Source organism: Aliarcobacter thereius LMG 24486 (genome assembly GCF_004214815.1).
Taxonomy (GTDB): Bacteria; Campylobacterota; Campylobacteria; order Campylobacterales; family Arcobacteraceae; genus Aliarcobacter; species Aliarcobacter thereius.
In genome coordinates this window covers 1,656,900-1,673,571 of record NZ_CP035926.1, presented here as the reverse complement: position 1 = coordinate 1,673,571, position 16,672 = coordinate 1,656,900, and the positions used below count along the sequence as shown (strand labels likewise).

Sequence of the window (16,672 nt, the reverse complement as noted above, 5' to 3'; positions counted from 1 at the left end):
TTGCTATTTAATAAATAATTAGATAATATTTTGCCTATTTGGTATAGAAATGGATAATAATATTGTTTTAGGGGGGAGAGTTATATTGGATAGTTATATATTGAATTATCAAAAGGAGATTTTAATTGTAGTACTATTTATTTTTATTATGATTTATTTATATAGTAAGATAAAGTATATAAACAAAATCGAACATATTAATAAGGAGCTTATTTTAATCAGTTCAATAGATTATTTAACAAAAATCAATAATAGAAAAAGTATAGATTATTTCTTAAATGAAAATATAAAATTTTTTGAAAGATATAAAGAAAATTTTTCTATTATAATGATTGATATAGATAGATTTAAAAATGTAAATGATATTTTTGGTCATCTTATTGGTGATAATATATTAATAGAATTTTCAGAACTTATTAAAAAAAGTATAAGAGAAATTGATATTTTAGGTCGTTTTGGTGGAGAAGAATTTATAATAATTTGTAGAAAAACACAAATTGATGGAGCTTTAAAATTATCAGAAGAGCTTCGTAAAAAAGTAGCAAAACATAATTTCTTAGTAGTAGGAAATATTACAGCAAGTTTTGGTGTTGCAAATTTTTCTTCTAAAGATAATATTTATACTCTTTTAAAAAAGGCAGATACAGCTTTGTATTTAGCCAAAACAAATGGTAGAAATAAAGTGGAGCTTATAAGATAAGAAAGAGTTAAAACTCTTTCTTATCCACATCTTCTATTATAAGTTTTGCTATTTTATTTGTAGAAAGAGCTATCTCTTTTGTCTCTAAAGTAACAGCAGCATTTTGTTGTGTTTTTTGATCCAATATTGAAACAGCATTATTTATCTGTTCAATTCCAGCTAGTTGTTCTTTACTTGAATTCTCAAAATTCTTTATTAGATCAATAGTATCTGTAATATCTTTATTTAGTTCTGTATAGCCATTTATCATTTGAGTTGAAACTTCTTTACCATCTAATGCTTTTGAAGTTGCTAGTTCAACAATATCTTTAATCTCTTTTGCAGCTTCTGCACTTCTATTTGCAAGGTTTCTTACTTCTTGTGCTACAACTGCAAATCCTTTTCCAGCTTCTCCAGCTGTTGCTGCTTCAACAGCTGCATTTAAACTTAAGATATTTGTTTGAAATGCTATTTGATCAATTACACTTATTGCTTCATTTATAGAGCTAATTTGATTATTTATCTCTTCCATAGCTAAAGTAGTCTGATTTGCAAGTCTTTCTCCATCTTTTGCTTTATTTGTAACATTTGAAGCAATTCTTGCCATATCTTGAACACCTTCTGTGCTATTTCTTAAATTTGCAGTCATCTGTTCTAAAGAAGCAGCTGTTTCCTCAAGATTAGCAGCTGTACTTGTAGAGGAATCATTTAATTTCTCAACATTTTTTAAAAGAGTATTTGAGCTAGAAGATAAAGTATCACCATTTTTTTTGTTTTCATTTAGCATATAAGTAATTGAGCTACCAAGGTTATTTACCCCGTTTGCTAATTCTAAAATATGATTTGAAAATTTAGAAGTATCAACTTTTGAAGTATATTTATATTTGCTATATTCATTTACCACTTTTAAAATATTTTGAATATTTTTTTCTAACTCTTCTGCCATTTGATTTATAACAGATTTTAATTTTATTAAATGACTATCATCAACATTTATATCTAGTCTTAAAGACAAATCTCCTTTTTGGAATTTTGTTAATATTTCAATACTATTTTCTATAAAAAGATTATTATCATCAATCTCTTTTCTTGCAATCTCAATATTGTGATCAAGAGTTTTTGACATTTGCCCAATCTCATCTTTTGAGTAATTCTTTATTCTATTTACTTTATCACTTTCTCCATTTAGATATTTAAAAAATATCTCTAAAGTATTTTGAAATATATTTAGTGGTTTTAAGATAATTTTATTTATAGAAGGAAGAATAATTGAAACTAAAATAATACTTAATAAAATTGTAACTATAATTGCTATCCAAAATAGTGTGTTTATATCATCTTCAATTTGTATTTTTAAAGCTGAAATCTCTCTTTCGATATCATCTGCATAAATTCCAGTTACTAAAATCCAATTAAACTCTGGAATATATAAAGAAGATGCCATTTTTAATACTACCTCTTTTGTAGATGGATTTTCATAATGATAGGTTACATATTTTCTATCTTTTGCATATTTAATAAGATCTTCTCTAAAAGCATAACCTTTTATATCAGGTGCACTTATATTTGTTTTTGTATTTGTTAATCTTGGAATTGCTGGATGAAAAGAGAAGTAATAATCTTCTCCTCTTTTTTCATAAGCAAAAAAGTAACCACTTTTATCATCTAAATATCTTATTCCACTAAGAAGTTCTATAACTTGCTTTTTTGCAGATTCTAAATCATTCTCTTTTTTTATAACTGTATCAATTAAAGTTCTAGCAACTTCAAATTGCTGTTTTACTAAAGCTTCTTTCTCTTTTGTTATGATACTTTCAAACTTTGATAGAGTTTCATTTAAAGTAATCTCTGTCTTCTCAAAATTTATACCTGAAAGAATAAAAATACCTATAATAAATGGCACAATAGTTATAAATAACAATTTTACTCTTATTGAATTCATGTTCATAATCTCTCCCTTAACATAAAATGTACATAAGTTTATATTATATACAAATATTTTGCTAAGTAAAAGTAATAATTTTTATTTATACTAATTATAAATAAATTGTATCAAAAGTACACAAGAACTTATTTTTTCTTGCATACAAAAAGATATTTGTCAGCTTTTTTATTATTATGTAGGAAAATATCATCAGTTCTTAAAATCTCAAAACCAGAATCTGATAAATTTTTTTTAAGAAACTCTTTTTTATGATACTCTTGAGTGATAATATCTTTTTCTTTTGAAAATAGATTATCTTTATTTTTAGAAAAGAGAGTTAATTCTGTTGTTAGAAAGTTATTCTCAAAATAAGCATCAATTGCTATAAATTTATCATCAAAATCAAGATTTATAGAACCTTGAGCAATATCTTCAAATCCATATAGAGTATTTATATCAAATAAAAAATGAGCATCTTTATTTAAAGAATTTGAAATATTCTCAAAAAAATCTTTTAAATTCTTTTTATTCAAATAATTTATAACATCAAAAATTGCAACAGCACAATCAAACTTCTCGTTTAAATCTTTTACATCAATATTTTTTGCATTTAGATTTTTGTCCAAACAAATATTTATCTGTTCTGAGCTTAAGTCAATTCCTAAATATTTTTTCTTGTTTATTTGTAAGTTCTGTAAAAAATGACCTTGACCACAACCAATATCTAAAATATTATCAAGGTCATTTTCCATAATATGTCGCATAAAAACTTTATGTAAAGAGTAAATCTCTTCTTCAAATCCTAAAAAAGGTTCTATCTTTGCGTATAAATCAAGTCCCATTACAAGTATTTCTCAATATTATCTTTTAAATTAAATATTAAATCTTTTTTTGCATAAAATGAGTTTTTATTTGCTATTAAATGTGCAGAACTCTCCATAATTGTTGGACCAACTTCAAGACCGTTTTGTTTCATTGTTTCACCTGTTTCTACAATATCAACAATACAATCACAAAGACCAACAAGTGGTGCAAGTTCAATAGAACCATAAAGTTTTATGATTTCAACTGCCATAGCTTTTTCTTCAAAGAATTTTTTTGCTATTTTTTCATGTTTTGTAGCAATTGTTATTTTACTTTTATCAAAATTCAATTTTTCACCAGCTCTTAAACCAAAAGCAACTTTACAACGACCTAATTTTAAATCAAGTAATTTGATTAAGTCATACTCTTTCTCTTCTAAAACATCAAGTCCAACAACTCCTAAGTCAGCAGCTCCATGCATAACATAAGTTGGTACATCTTGATTTCTTACATTTAAAAATTTAAAACCACTTTTTTCTAAAATTAGTTTTCTATCTTCAAAAATAAATTTTTCTCCAAAGGCTTTTTCAAATCTATCAAGTGTTTCATCTGCGATTCTTCCTTTAGGTAGTGCAATTGTTAGCATCTATTATCCTTTTCATATTTTCAAATATTAAATCTTTTTTATATTGGCTATTTTCAAAAAACTGGCTTATAAACTCTCCATCTCCACCTGTAAAAATTATATTTTTATCATTGCAAATCTCTTTAATTGGTAAGATTATTGACTTTAAAGTGGCATAAGATATAGCATCTTTTGATTGAAGCGGTATTTTATCCAAATTTATATTTTTTTCAAATTCAAAATCTAGTTTGCAAGATATATCTTTATAGGCTTTTTTAATACTATTTAATCCTAAAAGAATAAATCCACCAATATGATTTGAATTTTCAATAATATCAACAGTTATTGCACTTCCTGCATCAACTATTATTGCATTTTTATGAAATAAAGAAGCTACAACTCTATCAATTCCCATACCTTTATAGTTTGTTTTAAATTCTATAAACTCTTTTAAGTTTTTTGCATTTTGGTTAATATTTAAGAATTCTTGCTCTTTTTCTTCATTTACACTTATATAAAAGATATTACCACTAAATCTTGGGAGTTTTTCATCTTTATAGTATTTTTTTATAATATTATTTTCTAAAGCTTTTGTACTTGTATTTCCAATATCAATTAAAATCAAGTTTTACACCCCAATAATTATCTTTTAAATACTCTTTTGCTTTTGAGCACATCTCACCTTTATAAAGAAGCTCTTTTATCTTGAAATTGTGTTCTACATAGCCTGATAAACTATTTTCTAAACTCATTAATTCATCTGCATTTTTTCTTAAAAATCTGCTTTTTTGTTCCAAAATAAAAATTGCATAAAATTTTAAATCTAATGAAGTAGCTACATACATTTTTATCTTTTTTCTACTATTTATCTCTTTTGGAAAAATCTCTTTTATCTCTTTAAATAAAATATTTTTCTTTAAATAGTAAGCTGTTAATTCTTTCATCTATATCCTTAAAACATTTATTATAACAAACTTTAGTATAATTTCATAAAATTAAAAAGAAAGAAAAATGAATAGTTTATCTCACAAAGAACAATCAATTATCACAAGAGGAATTATAAAAGCAGCTGTTTTAATGAGTGAATATGGTGCTGAAAGTATTTTAATAGAGCAAACAGCACAAAGATTAGGAAAAGTTCTGGGAGCTTCAAGTGTTGAAATATCTTTAATTCCTTCTGCTATTGTTTTAACAACTTTATATCATGGACAATCTGTTACAACAACAAGAAGAGTTCATCATAAACCAATAAATATGAGAATAGTTTGTGCTATACAAAATATTGTTTTAAAAATGGAGAAAAAAGAGAGCGAAGTAAACTATGATATAGATTATTTATATACTATTTTAAAGCAACTTGAAGCAAACTACTATAATAGATGGTTGGTTGTTTTTATGGTTGGATTATCTTGTATGAGTTTTGCATTTTTGCAAGGTGGAGATCCTATGGCACTTTTAACAACTTTTTTTGCTGCAAGTATTGCTATGTTTGTAAGACAAGAGTTATCAAAAAAACGATTTGTAATGATAATAGTCTTTGGAATCACAGCTTTTGTAGCCACTCTAATAGCAGGGCTTTCAAAAATTTATGGCTTTAGTTCAACCCCAAATATTGCAATGGCAGCTAGTGTTTTACTTCTTGCTCCCGGATTTGCTTTTGTAAACTCATTTTTGGACTCGTTTAAAGGCTATATGATGATGGGTTGGGGACGATGGATGGATGGAATGATTTTAACTCTTGCAACATCTGTTGGAATTATTATTGCTATTGCACTTTTAAGTTAAAGGATAAAGATGGAGCTAATTTTAAAAATAGTTATAGAAGGAGTTTTTGCAGCTTGTGCCTCTTTAGGTTTTGCAATGGTTTTTAATGTTCCAAAACATACTTTAAAATATTGTGCTTTTGGTGGAGCAATTGTTTATGATTTAAGAACTATATTTTTAAGCTTAGATTTTGGGATAGAGATTTCAACCTTTGTAGCTTCTTCAATAATAGGACTTATCGCACTTTATTGGTCAAGAAAATATAAAATTCCAAGACCTGTTTATACCGTTGCTTCTATAATTCCAGTTTTACCTGGAACATATGCTTTTAATGCAATGGTAAATGTAATAGATATGAATAGATATGGTGTGAGTGTAGAATTAATAGAGCTTTTTATTCATAATGGTTTAAAAGCAATTGCTATTTTATTTGCTATCACTTTTGGACTGGTTTTACCATCTTTATACTTTTTGAGATTAAATAGACCAGTTATTTAATATAACTGGTACTTTCTTATAAATTCATCATCAACATCAATAAGATTTCTTTCTCTTAAAGAGTCAATTACACTTTTTGTACAATCAACATCTGCTGGCCATCTTCTTTGGAAATTATCAAAGCTATTTTTATTTGTTCCATCAAGACAAAGAGTATTTCCATCAATATATAAATCTCTATTTGAGTCAATATTATTTGTAACTCTCCAGATTAACATATAAGTATTTTCTAAATCATTTGCTTTTTCATCAACAATCACTAAAATCTTAATATGAGAATATAATGGTTTTAACTCTTTGAAAATATGTTTTTGACTTCTTGTTTTTTCTACGCTAATAACACAAATTGGATTTTTCGTATCAGTGTAATATTGTTTTAGGTTTTTTATATCACTTGTTATATTTTGCATTTGAGATAAAAGTTCATTATCACTTAAAAGTGTAATTCCACTCTCTTTTATCTCTTCTCCCGTACAATCAAGTCCAAGCTTACCTCCAATTGCAAATTTTGGAGCAGTATGATCAAGATGATCTATAACTCCTCTTGAAACTAAAATATCTTCAATGTTTATTCTATTTAAAATATATTTTGTAATTTCATCATGAGAAGTTAGTTTTGGAGCATCAGAGTTTACAAAAATAGCATGTTTTACAAAACTCATTTGTCCAACTCCCCAAAATGCATGCATCATTTGAGTTGCATGTCCTGGATAAAAAGCATCTATCTTTGCCAAAATTAGATTATGATAAACACCATTTTCAGGCATATAATAATCTATTAAATCAGGAGCAGTTGTTCTTAAAAGAGGTAAAAAAATTCTCTCTGTTGCATATCCCATATATTTATCTTCTAAAGGAGGCTTTCCTACAACAGTTGCTAAGAATACAGGATCTTTTTTACTTGTAATTGCAGTAACTTCCATAAAAGGAAACTCTTCATCTAAAGTATAATATCCTGTATGATCTCCAAAAGGACCTTCTATTCTTAGTTTTGAAGGATCAACAAAACCTTCAATTACATAATCATTATCTTGTGGAATCCAAATATCATTTGTGATAGATTTTACAAGTTGTGCAGGTTTATTCTTCACAAATCCATAAAGCATTAGTTCAAATACACCTATTGGTAATGGAGCTTGTCCACACCAAATATACATTGGATCTCCACCAATTCCAATAGAAATAGGCATTTTTTTACCAGCTTTTTTATATTCATGAAAAAAGTGATTACTATCTTTATGAATTTGCCAGTGCATTCCTAAAGTATTATCATCATAAACTTGAAGTCTATACATTCCAACATTTTTTAGTTCACCGTTTAAACTTTGTGTATATACTTGTCCCATTGTAATAAATGGTCCACCATCAAGCTCCCAAGTTGTAATAACAGGAAGATCAGATAGTTTTGCTTCTTTACCAAGTTTAACAATCTCTTGACAAGCACCTTTGCCTTTTAATTTTTTAGGTATAGTATTTTTTAGAGAGAAAAGTTTTGAAAATGTAGATATTTTTTCACTAAAAGTTACAGGTGGTTTTAATTTTAATAAAGATTCAATTTCGTCTGCTATTTTATCTCCATCACCTATAAATAGTTTTACGGCTTTTTCATTACAAAATACATTCATTAAAACAGGAGCATCATACTTTATACCACTTTTTTTATCTATTGGATTTGTAAATAGTATTGCTTTTGAATCAGGTTTTTTAACTTCAACATATGATATATGTGGAATTTCAAGATTTATATCAAGCTCTTCATCAATAATTTTTAGAAGATTATTTTTTTTTAATAGTTCTATTGCTTTTCGCATTTTTACCTCAAATTTAATGTAATTTTTTACTTTATCATTATATAGTTTAATCCTCTTTTAATATAACTAATAAATATTAGTGTTTCTTTTTGTAGCAAAGAAAAATAGTATTACATATCTTCACACTAATTTGTAGAAGTCCATAGATATGGAATTTATGAATGAAAGTAATTGTAAAAATATATAAAAAATATACCAAATTACACACTATTATTTATTTTTTTATAAAACTTATCTAAAAATTTGTTTAGTTTTAAAAATTTGTGTACAATCAAAACTAATTTAAATTTTTAAAACTAGGAAAGAAGATGTCAGCTGAAATAGTCTTAGCTTCTGTGATTTTTGTTGCGATAGGGTTTATCCTAGCGGGGGTTTTTCTACTTACGAAGTTTATTGGACCTCAAAATAAAAATTCAGCTATTAAAAATAATGTTTATGAAAGTGGGATTACAAACCCAGTTGGAACTGCAAATATAAGGTTTTCTATAAAATTCTATCTAGTTGCTATATCATTTTTACTTTTTGATGTTGAGGTAATATTTATGTTTCCTTGGGCAGTGAATGTTGTAGAATTAGGTTATGCAGGATTAATAAAAATGTTTATTTTTATGGGATTACTTTTTATTGGTTTAATTTATATCTATAAGAAAAAGGCTTTATCATGGGATTAGGAGTTGAATCAAGTTTAGGTGATAGTATCCTAACTACAAAATTAGATACGGCAATTAATTGGGGAAGGTCATATTCATTATGGCCTATGGCATTTGGAACAGCCTGTTGTGGAATTGAATTTATGGCAGTTGCAGCTGGAAAATATGATGTTTCAAGATTTGGTGCTGAGGTTATTAGATTCTCTCCTAGACAATCAGATTTGCTAATTGTTGCTGGAACAATATCTTATAAACAAGCTCCAATTTTAAAAAAAATATATGAGCAAATGTGTGAACCTAAATGGGTTATTGCTATGGGTGCATGTGCTTCAAGTGGTGGTTTTTATGATAACTATGCAACAGTTCAAGGAATAGATGAAATTATTCCTGTTGATGAATATATTGCTGGTTGTCCACCAAGACCTGAAGCGGTACTTGATGCTATTATGAGAATTCAAGATAAAGTAAAAGATGAGTCTATTATAAAAGATAGAGTAAAAGATTATAAAGGATTCTTAGATGCTTAAGTGTGATATGTTAATTGAAGCAAAAGATATAAGAACAACAATTCTAGATCTTAAAAATAAAGAAGATTATACAATTCTTTTAGATGTTACAGCCGTTGATTATCTTAAATTTCCTGATCTAACTGACAGTAGATTTGCTATTATTTATATTTTAAGAAGTAGTGATTTCAAAAAAGAGATTACAGTAAAAGCTTTTGTAGATGATAATAGCTTAGAAGTAGACTCTTTACATGATGTTTTTGCATCTGCAAATTGGGGAGAAAGAGAGACTTTTGATCAATATGGAATAAAATTTAAAAATCATCCAAATTTAAAAAGAGTTTTAAATCATCAAGAGTTTGTTGGTCATCCTTTAAGAAAAGATTATAATATTTTAAAAGGACAAATCTCTACTCAAACTGATGATTTGATGGACGAGATGCTTCCTTTATTGAAATCTAAAGGCTATAAAGAAGAAGAGATTGAAGATTTAATGCTTTTAAATGTTGGACCTTCTCATCCAGCAACTCATGGAACTATTAGAAACTTCATGGCTATGGAAGGTGAAACTATTAGTGCCTGTGTTACTGAAATTGGTTATTTGCATAGAGGTTTTGAAAAAGCCTGTGAACACCATACTTATTCACAAGTTATTCCATATACTGATAGATTAAATTATTGTAGTGCTATTTTAAATAATATTGGTTGGTCAAAAGCAATTGAAGAGATGTTAAATATAGAGATAACTTCAAGAACAAAAGCTATTAGAGTAATTCTTGGAGAATTAAGTAGGATAATTGATCACCTTGTATGTAATGCTGCAAATATGGTTGATATGGGTGGACTTACAAATCTTTGGTACTTATTTACTCCAAGAGATGATGCTTATGAATTATTATCAAAATTAACAGGAGCTAGACTTACAAACTCTTATACAAGAATTGGTGGATTAGAGTTTGATTTGTATGATGGATTTGATAAAGATTTAGAGTATGTTTTGAAATCTGTTGAAAAAGGTGTTTCAGATGCTCTTTCTTTGATTGCACACAATAAACTTTTTTTAGATAGAACACAAGATGTTGGAATTATAAAAGCTGATTTTGCAATAGCAAATGGTATTACAGGACCAAACTTAAGAGCAAGTGGTGTTGCACAAGATCTAAGAAAAGATAAACCATATTATGGTTATGACAATTATGAATTTGATGTAGTTGTAGGAAGTCATGGAGATGTTTATGACAGAATGATGTGTAGATTTGAAGAGATGCATCAATCAATCAGAATTATTAGACAAGCTATGAAAAACCTTCCAGATGGAGCTATTAATATTTATGCACCAAATGCAATGTTACCACTTAAGAAAGATGTTTATGGGAATATTGAAGGTTTAATGAATCAATTCAAATTAACATTTGAGGGAATTCTTGTTCCAAAAGGTGAGTATTATAGTTATTCAGAAGCAGCTAATGGTGAATTAGGATTCTTTATTGTAAGTGATGGAAGTGGAAGACCATACAAAGTAAAATGTAGACCACCATGTTTTTACTCTTTAGCTTCTTACTCAAAAATTGTAGAAAATACAATGCTCGCTGATGCTGTTATTACAATGGCTAGTATGAATTTTATTGCTGGGGAGTTTGATAGATAATGAGTAGTTTTAAATATACACCAGAAAATGAAGCAAAGTTTCAAGAGTATGCTTCAAGATATCCTAAAATTGACTCTTGTATGTTACCTGCTTTATGGCTTGTTCAAGAACAAGAAGGTTGGGTAAGTCCAGAAGCTATGGTTTATGTAGCACAAAAGGTAGAAAAAAGCCCTATGCAAGTTTATGAGGTAGCTACTTTTTATACTATGTTTAATCTTCAACCAAAAGGTAAATATCATATTGAACTATGTAAAACAGTTTCATGTATGCTTATGGGAGCAAGAGAGCTTAAAGCATTTATAAAAGATACTTTAGGGTTAGAACCAGGGCAAACGAGTAAAGATGGAATGTTTACTTTTAGTGAAGTAGAGTGCCAAGGTGCATGTGGAGATGCTCCTATGATAGCTTTAAATAATGTTTATCATGGAAAATTAAATAAAGATAAGCTTGAAAAAATTATTTGGGAGTGTAAAAATGGTAACTAGAATAGTAAGTAAAAATTTTGAAATTCCAAATTCTCATAAATTAGAAGTTGCTCTTGCAAATGGAAGATACTCATCAATAGATAAACTTTTTACTATGAAACCTGAAGAAGTTACTGCTGAAGTTACTGCATCGGGACTTAGAGGAAAAGGTGGTGGAGGAGCAGCTTGTGGACCAAAATGGGAACTTATGCCAGCTGTTGATGAAAGAGCAAGATTTTTAATAGTAAATGGTGATGAAAGTGAACCAGGAACTTTTAAAGATAGGCAAATATTTCAATATGATCCACATCTTTTAATAGAAGGAATTATCTGTTCTTGTTGGGCTATACAAGCAAATCATGCTTATATTTATATAAGAGGTGAATATAAATTCTTTATAGATAGATTAAATGAAGCAATACAAGAAGCATATAAAGCAAAAATAATTGGTGATAAAATCATGGATAAATATGATTTTAAAGTTGATATCACTGTTCATAGAGGAGGAGGTGCATATATTTGTGGAGAGAAGTCTGCACTTATTGAATCACTTGAAGGTAAAAGAGGACATCCAAGATTAAAACCACATGGAAAAGAGTGTGAGTGGTTTTATGGAGATCCAGCAACTGTAAATAATGTTGAAACAATATCTTCAGTTCCAAATATAGTAGAAAATGGAGCAGAAGGTTATACAAAATATGGTACAGAAAAATCACCAGGAACTATGCTTTTTGCAATCTCAGGACCAGTTAAAAATCCAGGTGTTTATGAGATGGAATATGGAAATAAAATGATTGATTTTTTAAATGTTCTTGGTGGAGGAATGCTTGATGGTAAAAAACTAAAAGCAATAATTCCAGGTGGAACATCATGTCCTATTTTAACAGCTGATGAAGTACAAAAAGCTGTTTTGGACTATGAATCAATGTGGGATATAGGTTCAACTTTAGGTACAGGAGGTATGATTGTAATTGATGAAGACGCTTGTATGGTTGATGTTGCCAAAAACATCATTGAATTTTACCACCACGAATCTTGTGGACAATGTACACCTTGTAGAGAAGGGTGTGGATGGATTGATAAGATAATTAAAGATATCTTAGAAGGTTGTGGAACTTCAAATGATCTACAAACAATACTTGATGTATGCGAAACAATGAATGGAAAAACGGTTTGTGTTTTTGCACCTGCGGTTAAAGATATTATTGCAAGTATAGTTCAAAAATTTAGAAGCGAATTTGACGCTTATATAAAAAATAATAAATAAAAGGAGTATTAATATGGCAAAAAATACAATGACTTTAACAGATAATAGAAATGGTAAAAGCTACGAATATAATATAATTGATGGTACAAGAGGACCAAGTGTTGTTGATATTTCAACATTTTATAAAGATTCAGGAATGTTTACATTTGATCCTGGATATACTTCAACAGCTGCTTGTGAATCGAAAATTACATTTATTGATGGAGAAAACTCTGAATTAAGATATAGAGGTATAGATATAGCTGATTTAGCTGGAAAACACTCTTTTTTAGATGTTTCATACCTACTTATGAATGGAAGATTACCAACAGAAACTGAATCAAAAAATTTAGATTTAGAGATTAGACATAGATCATTTGTTGATGAAGGTATTATTAGATTATTCGATGCTTTACCAGATAGAGCACATCCAATGGCAACAATGGCAGCTTCAACAATGGCATTATCAGCATTTTATAAAGACCATTTACATTTAGAAGATGAAGATGAATATAAAACAATGCAAAATAGAATTATGGCAAAAATGCCAACAATTGCAGCAATGGCTTACAGAAACTCAATTGGTACACCACTAATTTATCCAGATGTAAATAGATATTTCACAGAAAACTTCCTATATATGTTAAGAGCATATCCAGGTGGAAAAATGAAATATATAGGAAATGGTAAAAATCAAGAGATTACACAAATTGAAGTTGATGCTCTTGATGCAATTTTAACACTACATGCTGATCATGAACAAAATGCTTCTACTACAACTGTAAGAAATGTTGGTTCAACAGAAGCTCACCCATATGTAGCAATTGCATCTGGAATTTCTGCACTTTGGGGAGCAGCTCATGGTGGGGCAAATGAAAAAGTTATGGATCAATTAAGAATGATAGGTGATGTTAAAAATGTTCCAAGCTTTATAGCAAAAGCAAAAGATAAAAATGATCCTTTTAGATTAATGGGATTCGGACACAGAGTTTATAAAAATAGAGATCCTAGAGCTGAAACACTAAGAGATTTACAAGCTCAATTAAGAGATAAGTTAAATCTTGATTCAAAATTAATTGATATTGCAACAGAAGTTGAAAGAGTAGCATTAAGTGATAGCTATTTCCAAGATAGAGGACTTTATCCAAATATTGATTTCTATTCAGGAGTTATTTTAACAGCTCTTAAAATTCCAGTAGAGATGTTTACACCTATTTTTGTTATTGGAAGAACTCCAGGTTGGATTGCTCAATGGGCTGAATTAAGAAGAGATCCAAAACATAAAATAGCAAGACCAAGACAATTATATACTGGTAAATAATAATAAGGGGATATGAATTTATGGCTGAACAAGTTAGTATAACAATTAATGGTATTCAATTTCAAGCTACAAAAGGTAGCTTGTTAATTGATAAATTATTGGATGAAAAAATCCATATCCCTCACTTTTGTTATCATCAGGCGTTGGGAAAAGATGGAAATTGTAGGATGTGTATGGTTGAAATTGAAGGTCAAAAAAGACCTCAAATTGCCTGTGATACACCAATTAAAGATGGTATGATAATAAAAACAAAAGGTGCAAAAATAGAGAAAGTTCGAAAAGATATTTTAGAACTAGAACTTATTAATCACCCAATAGATTGTCCTACATGTGATCAAGCTGGAGAGTGTAAATTACAAGATTATTATATGGAATCAGGTTTTTATGCTTCAAGAGTGAATCCTAGCTATAAAAACTTAGCAAATAAAAGAGTTGATTTAGGCTCAAATGTAATGCTAGATCAGGAAAGATGTGTATTATGCTTAAGATGTGTAAGATTTTGTAAAGATATTACGAAAACTGGTGAATTAGGCGTAATTAGTAGAACAGATCATTCAGTTATTGGAACATTTCCTGGAAAACCACTTGATAATCCATATGCAATGAATGTTGTTGATTTATGTCCTGTTGGAGCATTGACGAGTAAAGATTTTAGATTTAAACAAAGAGTTTGGTTTTTACAAAGTTTTGAAGCTATTTGTAATGGTTGTTCAAAAGCATGTAATATAAATGTTGATCATAGAAAAGAGAAATATAAAGATGATATTATTTATAGATTTAGACCAAGAACAAATAAATCTGTAAATGGTTGGTTTATGTGTGATGAAGGAAGAATTTCTTATAGCAAAGAACAAGAAAACAGATTAGAAGTTGCATTAATTAATAAAAGTGAAACAACTATATCAAATGCTATTATTAATATCTTTAAAGAACTTTCAACAAAACAAAACATTCTTATGCTTTTAGATCCAAATCTTTCTTATGAAGAGATGGCAAATACAAAAGCTTTAAGTGAGAAATTAAATATAAAATTAAGTGGATATTCTCCAAATACTATTGATGAAACTTTTGCTGATGATTGGTTGAAAAAAGCTGATAGAAGTGCAAATAGAGCATCATTTAAAGAGTTGTCTATAAATGAAGATGAAGTGTTTTTCAAAGAATCTTTAGAAAAAGCAGATCTTGTAATTATTGTAAATAATAGCTATTTTGAAAACAATTTGGAATTACTTGAAAGTAAAAAAACAATATCACTTCTAACACACAACTGTATGTTAGTTGCTAGTTCAAATATTGTTGTTCCTTTAGCATCATTTTATGAGAAAAGTGGAACTTATATAAATTGTGATGGAATAAGACAGAAAGTTGTTTCTAAAATGGATAAAAATAGTCCAATGCCAACAATTACAACAATAATTGAAGATATTAAAACTATGATTGAAAAAGGAAACATATGAGTGATGCAATTATAATTATTGTAAATATTCTATTAGCTGTTGTTCTTGCAGTTGGACTTACTCCTTTATGGGTTTGGTGGGAGAGAAGAATTGCAGGATTTATACAAGATAGAAGTGGACCAAATAGATGTCATATTGGTGTATTTAGATTAGGTGGATTGATTCAAGCTGTTGCTGATATGTTAAAACTTATATTTAAAGAGGATTTTACTCCTTCACATATAAGACACAAATTCTTTTTCGTAGTTGCACCTGCAATTGTTTTTCTTGCATCATTTTTAACTTTTGCTGTTATTCCATATGCAGATGTACTAGTTTATGATGGAAAAGCACATACAATGCAAGCTATTCCAACAGAACTTGGAGTTATGTGGTTTTTAGCATTTGCAGGACTTAGCGTTTATGGAATTATTCTTGGTGGTTATTCATCTGGAAATAAATATGGACTTTTAGGTTCAATTAGGGCTTCTGCACAAGTTATATCTTATGAAGCTGCTATGGGATTATCTTTAATATCTTTAATTATCTCTTATGGAACAATTCATCTTACAGATATCGTAAATGCACAAACAGGTACATATTTAGGTGTTATTCCAATGTGGGGAATATTTATTCAACCAATAGCTGCTATTATATTTATAGTTTGTTCTTTTGCAGAAACAAATAGAGCACCATTTGATTTAGCTGAAGGTGAAAGTGAGATTGTTGCAGGATATCATACAGAATATAGTGCAATGAAATTTGGACTTTTCCAAGTTGGTGAATATGCAGCGATGAGTGCTTCTAGTGCATTGATTGTAACACTTTTATTTGGTGGATATCAAATTCCTTGGATGGATACAGCAGCTATAAAAGCAAATATAGATTATGTAATTCTTGCAATTATTATTTTACTTCCAATTCAAATTTTTATTTTTACAAGATGGATGAAAAGAAATAATAAAAGAGTTGGTGAAGATATAAGTAGAGAAAAAGAGACAAAAATATTAACATTTGTTTTCTGGACATTATGTTTAGCTGTAATGGCTTTACTAATATCATTTTTAGTAAATGGTTTAGGGACAAATGGAGTAAATATAGCAACAGCGGTTATTCAAGTTGGAACTTTTATGGTTAAGTTCTTTATGATGGCTTTTGTTTATATGTGGGTTAGATGGACAGTTCTAAGAATTAGATATGACCAACTTCAAATGCTAGGATGGAAAGTACTTATTCCACTAGCTTTACTAAACATTGTAATCACAGCAACATTTGTTGTTTTAGTAGGAAATTAAG

Annotated in this window: 17 protein-coding genes; 11 read left to right on the top strand and 6 right to left on the bottom strand. The window is 28.5% G+C overall.

Annotated features, from left to right (window positions below; all coding sequences use genetic code 11):
- Window positions 1-148 precede the first annotated feature (148 nt).
- A complete protein-coding gene (locus ATH_RS08620; RefSeq protein WP_066180890.1) occupies window positions 149-700 on the top strand; it encodes a GGDEF domain-containing protein in 552 nt (183 codons plus the stop codon).
- 7 nt (window positions 701-707) lie between these two features.
- On the opposite strand, the gene ATH_RS08615 is transcribed toward ATH_RS08620, so the two are convergent.
- The 5 genes from ATH_RS08615 to ATH_RS08595 form a co-directional block, all read right to left on the bottom strand.
- Entirely contained in the window at window positions 708-2,627 is a 1,920-nt protein-coding gene (locus tag ATH_RS08615; RefSeq protein WP_066180893.1) for a methyl-accepting chemotaxis protein, read from the bottom strand.
- 122 nt (window positions 2,628-2,749) lie between these two features.
- Window positions 2,750-3,445, bottom strand: a complete 696-nt coding sequence (locus tag ATH_RS08610) for a class I SAM-dependent DNA methyltransferase (RefSeq protein ID WP_066180895.1) — start codon at window positions 3,443-3,445, stop codon at window positions 2,750-2,752.
- A complete protein-coding gene (gene hisG, locus ATH_RS08605) occupies window positions 3,445-4,053 on the bottom strand; it encodes an ATP phosphoribosyltransferase (protein WP_066180898.1) in 609 nt (202 codons plus the stop codon). Before hisG ends, ATH_RS08610 begins: the two co-directional genes overlap by 1 nt.
- The gene (locus tag ATH_RS08600) at window positions 4,031-4,657 is read right to left on the bottom strand and encodes a type III pantothenate kinase (RefSeq protein ID WP_066185859.1); all 627 of its coding nucleotides are present in this window, start codon (window positions 4,655-4,657) and stop codon (window positions 4,031-4,033) included. Before ATH_RS08600 ends, hisG begins: the two co-directional genes overlap by 23 nt.
- The gene (locus ATH_RS08595) at window positions 4,644-4,976 is read right to left on the bottom strand and encodes a hypothetical protein (protein WP_066185856.1); all 333 of its coding nucleotides are present in this window, start codon (window positions 4,974-4,976) and stop codon (window positions 4,644-4,646) included. The genes ATH_RS08600 and ATH_RS08595 overlap by 14 nt, the downstream gene beginning before the upstream one ends.
- A gap of 67 nt (window positions 4,977-5,043) precedes the next feature.
- Here ATH_RS08595 and ATH_RS08590 point away from each other — a divergent pair, with 67 nt between their 5' ends.
- Together ATH_RS08590 and ATH_RS08585 are read left to right on the top strand one after the other, a co-directional pair.
- Window positions 5,044-5,817, top strand: a complete 774-nt coding sequence (locus ATH_RS08590; RefSeq protein ID WP_066390082.1) for a threonine/serine exporter family protein — start codon at window positions 5,044-5,046, stop codon at window positions 5,815-5,817.
- Window positions 5,818-5,826: 9 nt separating this feature from the next.
- Window positions 5,827-6,294 (top strand): threonine/serine exporter family protein, encoded by a 468-nt coding sequence (locus ATH_RS08585; protein ID WP_066185847.1) that lies wholly within the window; start codon window positions 5,827-5,829, stop codon window positions 6,292-6,294.
- Here the strand turns inward: ATH_RS08585 and ATH_RS08580 are convergent.
- Window positions 6,291-8,105, bottom strand: a complete 1,815-nt coding sequence (locus tag ATH_RS08580; RefSeq protein WP_066185845.1) for a menaquinone biosynthesis decarboxylase — start codon at window positions 8,103-8,105, stop codon at window positions 6,291-6,293. The two genes, ATH_RS08585 and ATH_RS08580, sit on opposite strands and share 4 nt — an antisense overlap.
- A 308-nt stretch (window positions 8,106-8,413) precedes the next feature.
- On the opposite strand from ATH_RS08580, the gene ATH_RS08575 reads away from it, so the two are divergent.
- From ATH_RS08575 to ATH_RS08540, 8 genes are read left to right on the top strand one after another with little or no spacing between them, the layout of a single operon-like run.
- Window positions 8,414-8,776, top strand: a complete 363-nt coding sequence (locus ATH_RS08575) for an NADH-quinone oxidoreductase subunit A (protein ID WP_066172044.1) — start codon at window positions 8,414-8,416, stop codon at window positions 8,774-8,776.
- Entirely contained in the window at window positions 8,767-9,282 is a 516-nt protein-coding gene (locus ATH_RS08570) for an NADH-quinone oxidoreductase subunit B (RefSeq protein ID WP_066172042.1), read from the top strand. The genes ATH_RS08575 and ATH_RS08570 overlap by 10 nt, the downstream gene beginning before the upstream one ends.
- A complete protein-coding gene (locus tag ATH_RS08565) occupies window positions 9,275-10,909 on the top strand; it encodes an NADH-quinone oxidoreductase subunit D (RefSeq protein WP_066185843.1) in 1,635 nt (544 codons plus the stop codon). Before ATH_RS08570 ends, ATH_RS08565 begins: the two co-directional genes overlap by 8 nt.
- Entirely contained in the window at window positions 10,909-11,394 is a 486-nt protein-coding gene (locus tag ATH_RS08560; RefSeq protein ID WP_066178354.1) for an NADH-quinone oxidoreductase subunit NuoE family protein, read from the top strand. The genes ATH_RS08565 and ATH_RS08560 overlap by 1 nt, the downstream gene beginning before the upstream one ends.
- Window positions 11,384-12,640 carry an NADH-quinone oxidoreductase subunit NuoF gene (gene nuoF / locus ATH_RS08555; protein ID WP_066181782.1) on the top strand — a complete coding sequence of 419 codons (1,257 nt, stop codon included), beginning with the start codon at window positions 11,384-11,386 and terminating at the stop codon, window positions 12,638-12,640. Before ATH_RS08560 ends, nuoF begins: the two co-directional genes overlap by 11 nt.
- A 13-nt stretch (window positions 12,641-12,653) precedes the next feature.
- On the top strand, window positions 12,654-13,940 hold the full coding sequence (locus ATH_RS08550) for a citrate synthase (protein ID WP_066180935.1): 1,287 nt from the start codon (window positions 12,654-12,656) through the stop codon (window positions 13,938-13,940).
- Between the two features lie 20 nt (window positions 13,941-13,960).
- A complete protein-coding gene (locus tag ATH_RS08545) occupies window positions 13,961-15,397 on the top strand; it encodes a 2Fe-2S iron-sulfur cluster-binding protein (protein WP_066180938.1) in 1,437 nt (478 codons plus the stop codon).
- Complete coding sequence (locus tag ATH_RS08540) at window positions 15,394-16,671, top strand: complex I subunit 1/NuoH family protein (protein ID WP_066180941.1); 1,278 nt, start codon at window positions 15,394-15,396, stop codon at window positions 16,669-16,671. Before ATH_RS08545 ends, ATH_RS08540 begins: the two co-directional genes overlap by 4 nt.
- The last annotated feature ends 1 nt before the right edge of the window (window position 16,672 follow it).

Coding starts and splice junctions, on each gene's coding strand:
- ATH_RS08620 (WP_066180890.1), top strand. CDS start 149: ATGATTTATTTATATAGTAAGATAAAGTATATAAACAAAATCGAACAT.
- ATH_RS08615 (WP_066180893.1), bottom strand. CDS start 2,627: ATGAACATGAATTCAATAAGAGTAAAATTGTTATTTATAACTATTGTG.
- ATH_RS08610 (WP_066180895.1), bottom strand. CDS start 3,445: ATGGGACTTGATTTATACGCAAAGATAGAACCTTTTTTAGGATTTGAA.
- hisG (WP_066180898.1), bottom strand. CDS start 4,053: ATGCTAACAATTGCACTACCTAAAGGAAGAATCGCAGATGAAACACTT.
- ATH_RS08595 (WP_066185856.1), bottom strand. CDS start 4,976: ATGAAAGAATTAACAGCTTACTATTTAAAGAAAAATATTTTATTTAAA.
- ATH_RS08590 (WP_066390082.1), top strand. CDS start 5,044: ATGAATAGTTTATCTCACAAAGAACAATCAATTATCACAAGAGGAATT.
- ATH_RS08585 (WP_066185847.1), top strand. CDS start 5,827: ATGGAGCTAATTTTAAAAATAGTTATAGAAGGAGTTTTTGCAGCTTGT.
- ATH_RS08580 (WP_066185845.1), bottom strand. CDS start 8,105: ATGCGAAAAGCAATAGAACTATTAAAAAAAAATAATCTTCTAAAAATT.
- ATH_RS08575 (WP_066172044.1), top strand. CDS start 8,414: ATGTCAGCTGAAATAGTCTTAGCTTCTGTGATTTTTGTTGCGATAGGG.
- ATH_RS08570 (WP_066172042.1), top strand. CDS start 8,767: ATGGGATTAGGAGTTGAATCAAGTTTAGGTGATAGTATCCTAACTACA.
- ATH_RS08565 (WP_066185843.1), top strand. CDS start 9,275: ATGCTTAAGTGTGATATGTTAATTGAAGCAAAAGATATAAGAACAACA.
- ATH_RS08560 (WP_066178354.1), top strand. CDS start 10,909: ATGAGTAGTTTTAAATATACACCAGAAAATGAAGCAAAGTTTCAAGAG.
- nuoF (WP_066181782.1), top strand. CDS start 11,384: ATGGTAACTAGAATAGTAAGTAAAAATTTTGAAATTCCAAATTCTCAT.
- ATH_RS08550 (WP_066180935.1), top strand. CDS start 12,654: ATGGCAAAAAATACAATGACTTTAACAGATAATAGAAATGGTAAAAGC.
- ATH_RS08545 (WP_066180938.1), top strand. CDS start 13,961: ATGGCTGAACAAGTTAGTATAACAATTAATGGTATTCAATTTCAAGCT.
- ATH_RS08540 (WP_066180941.1), top strand. CDS start 15,394: ATGAGTGATGCAATTATAATTATTGTAAATATTCTATTAGCTGTTGTT.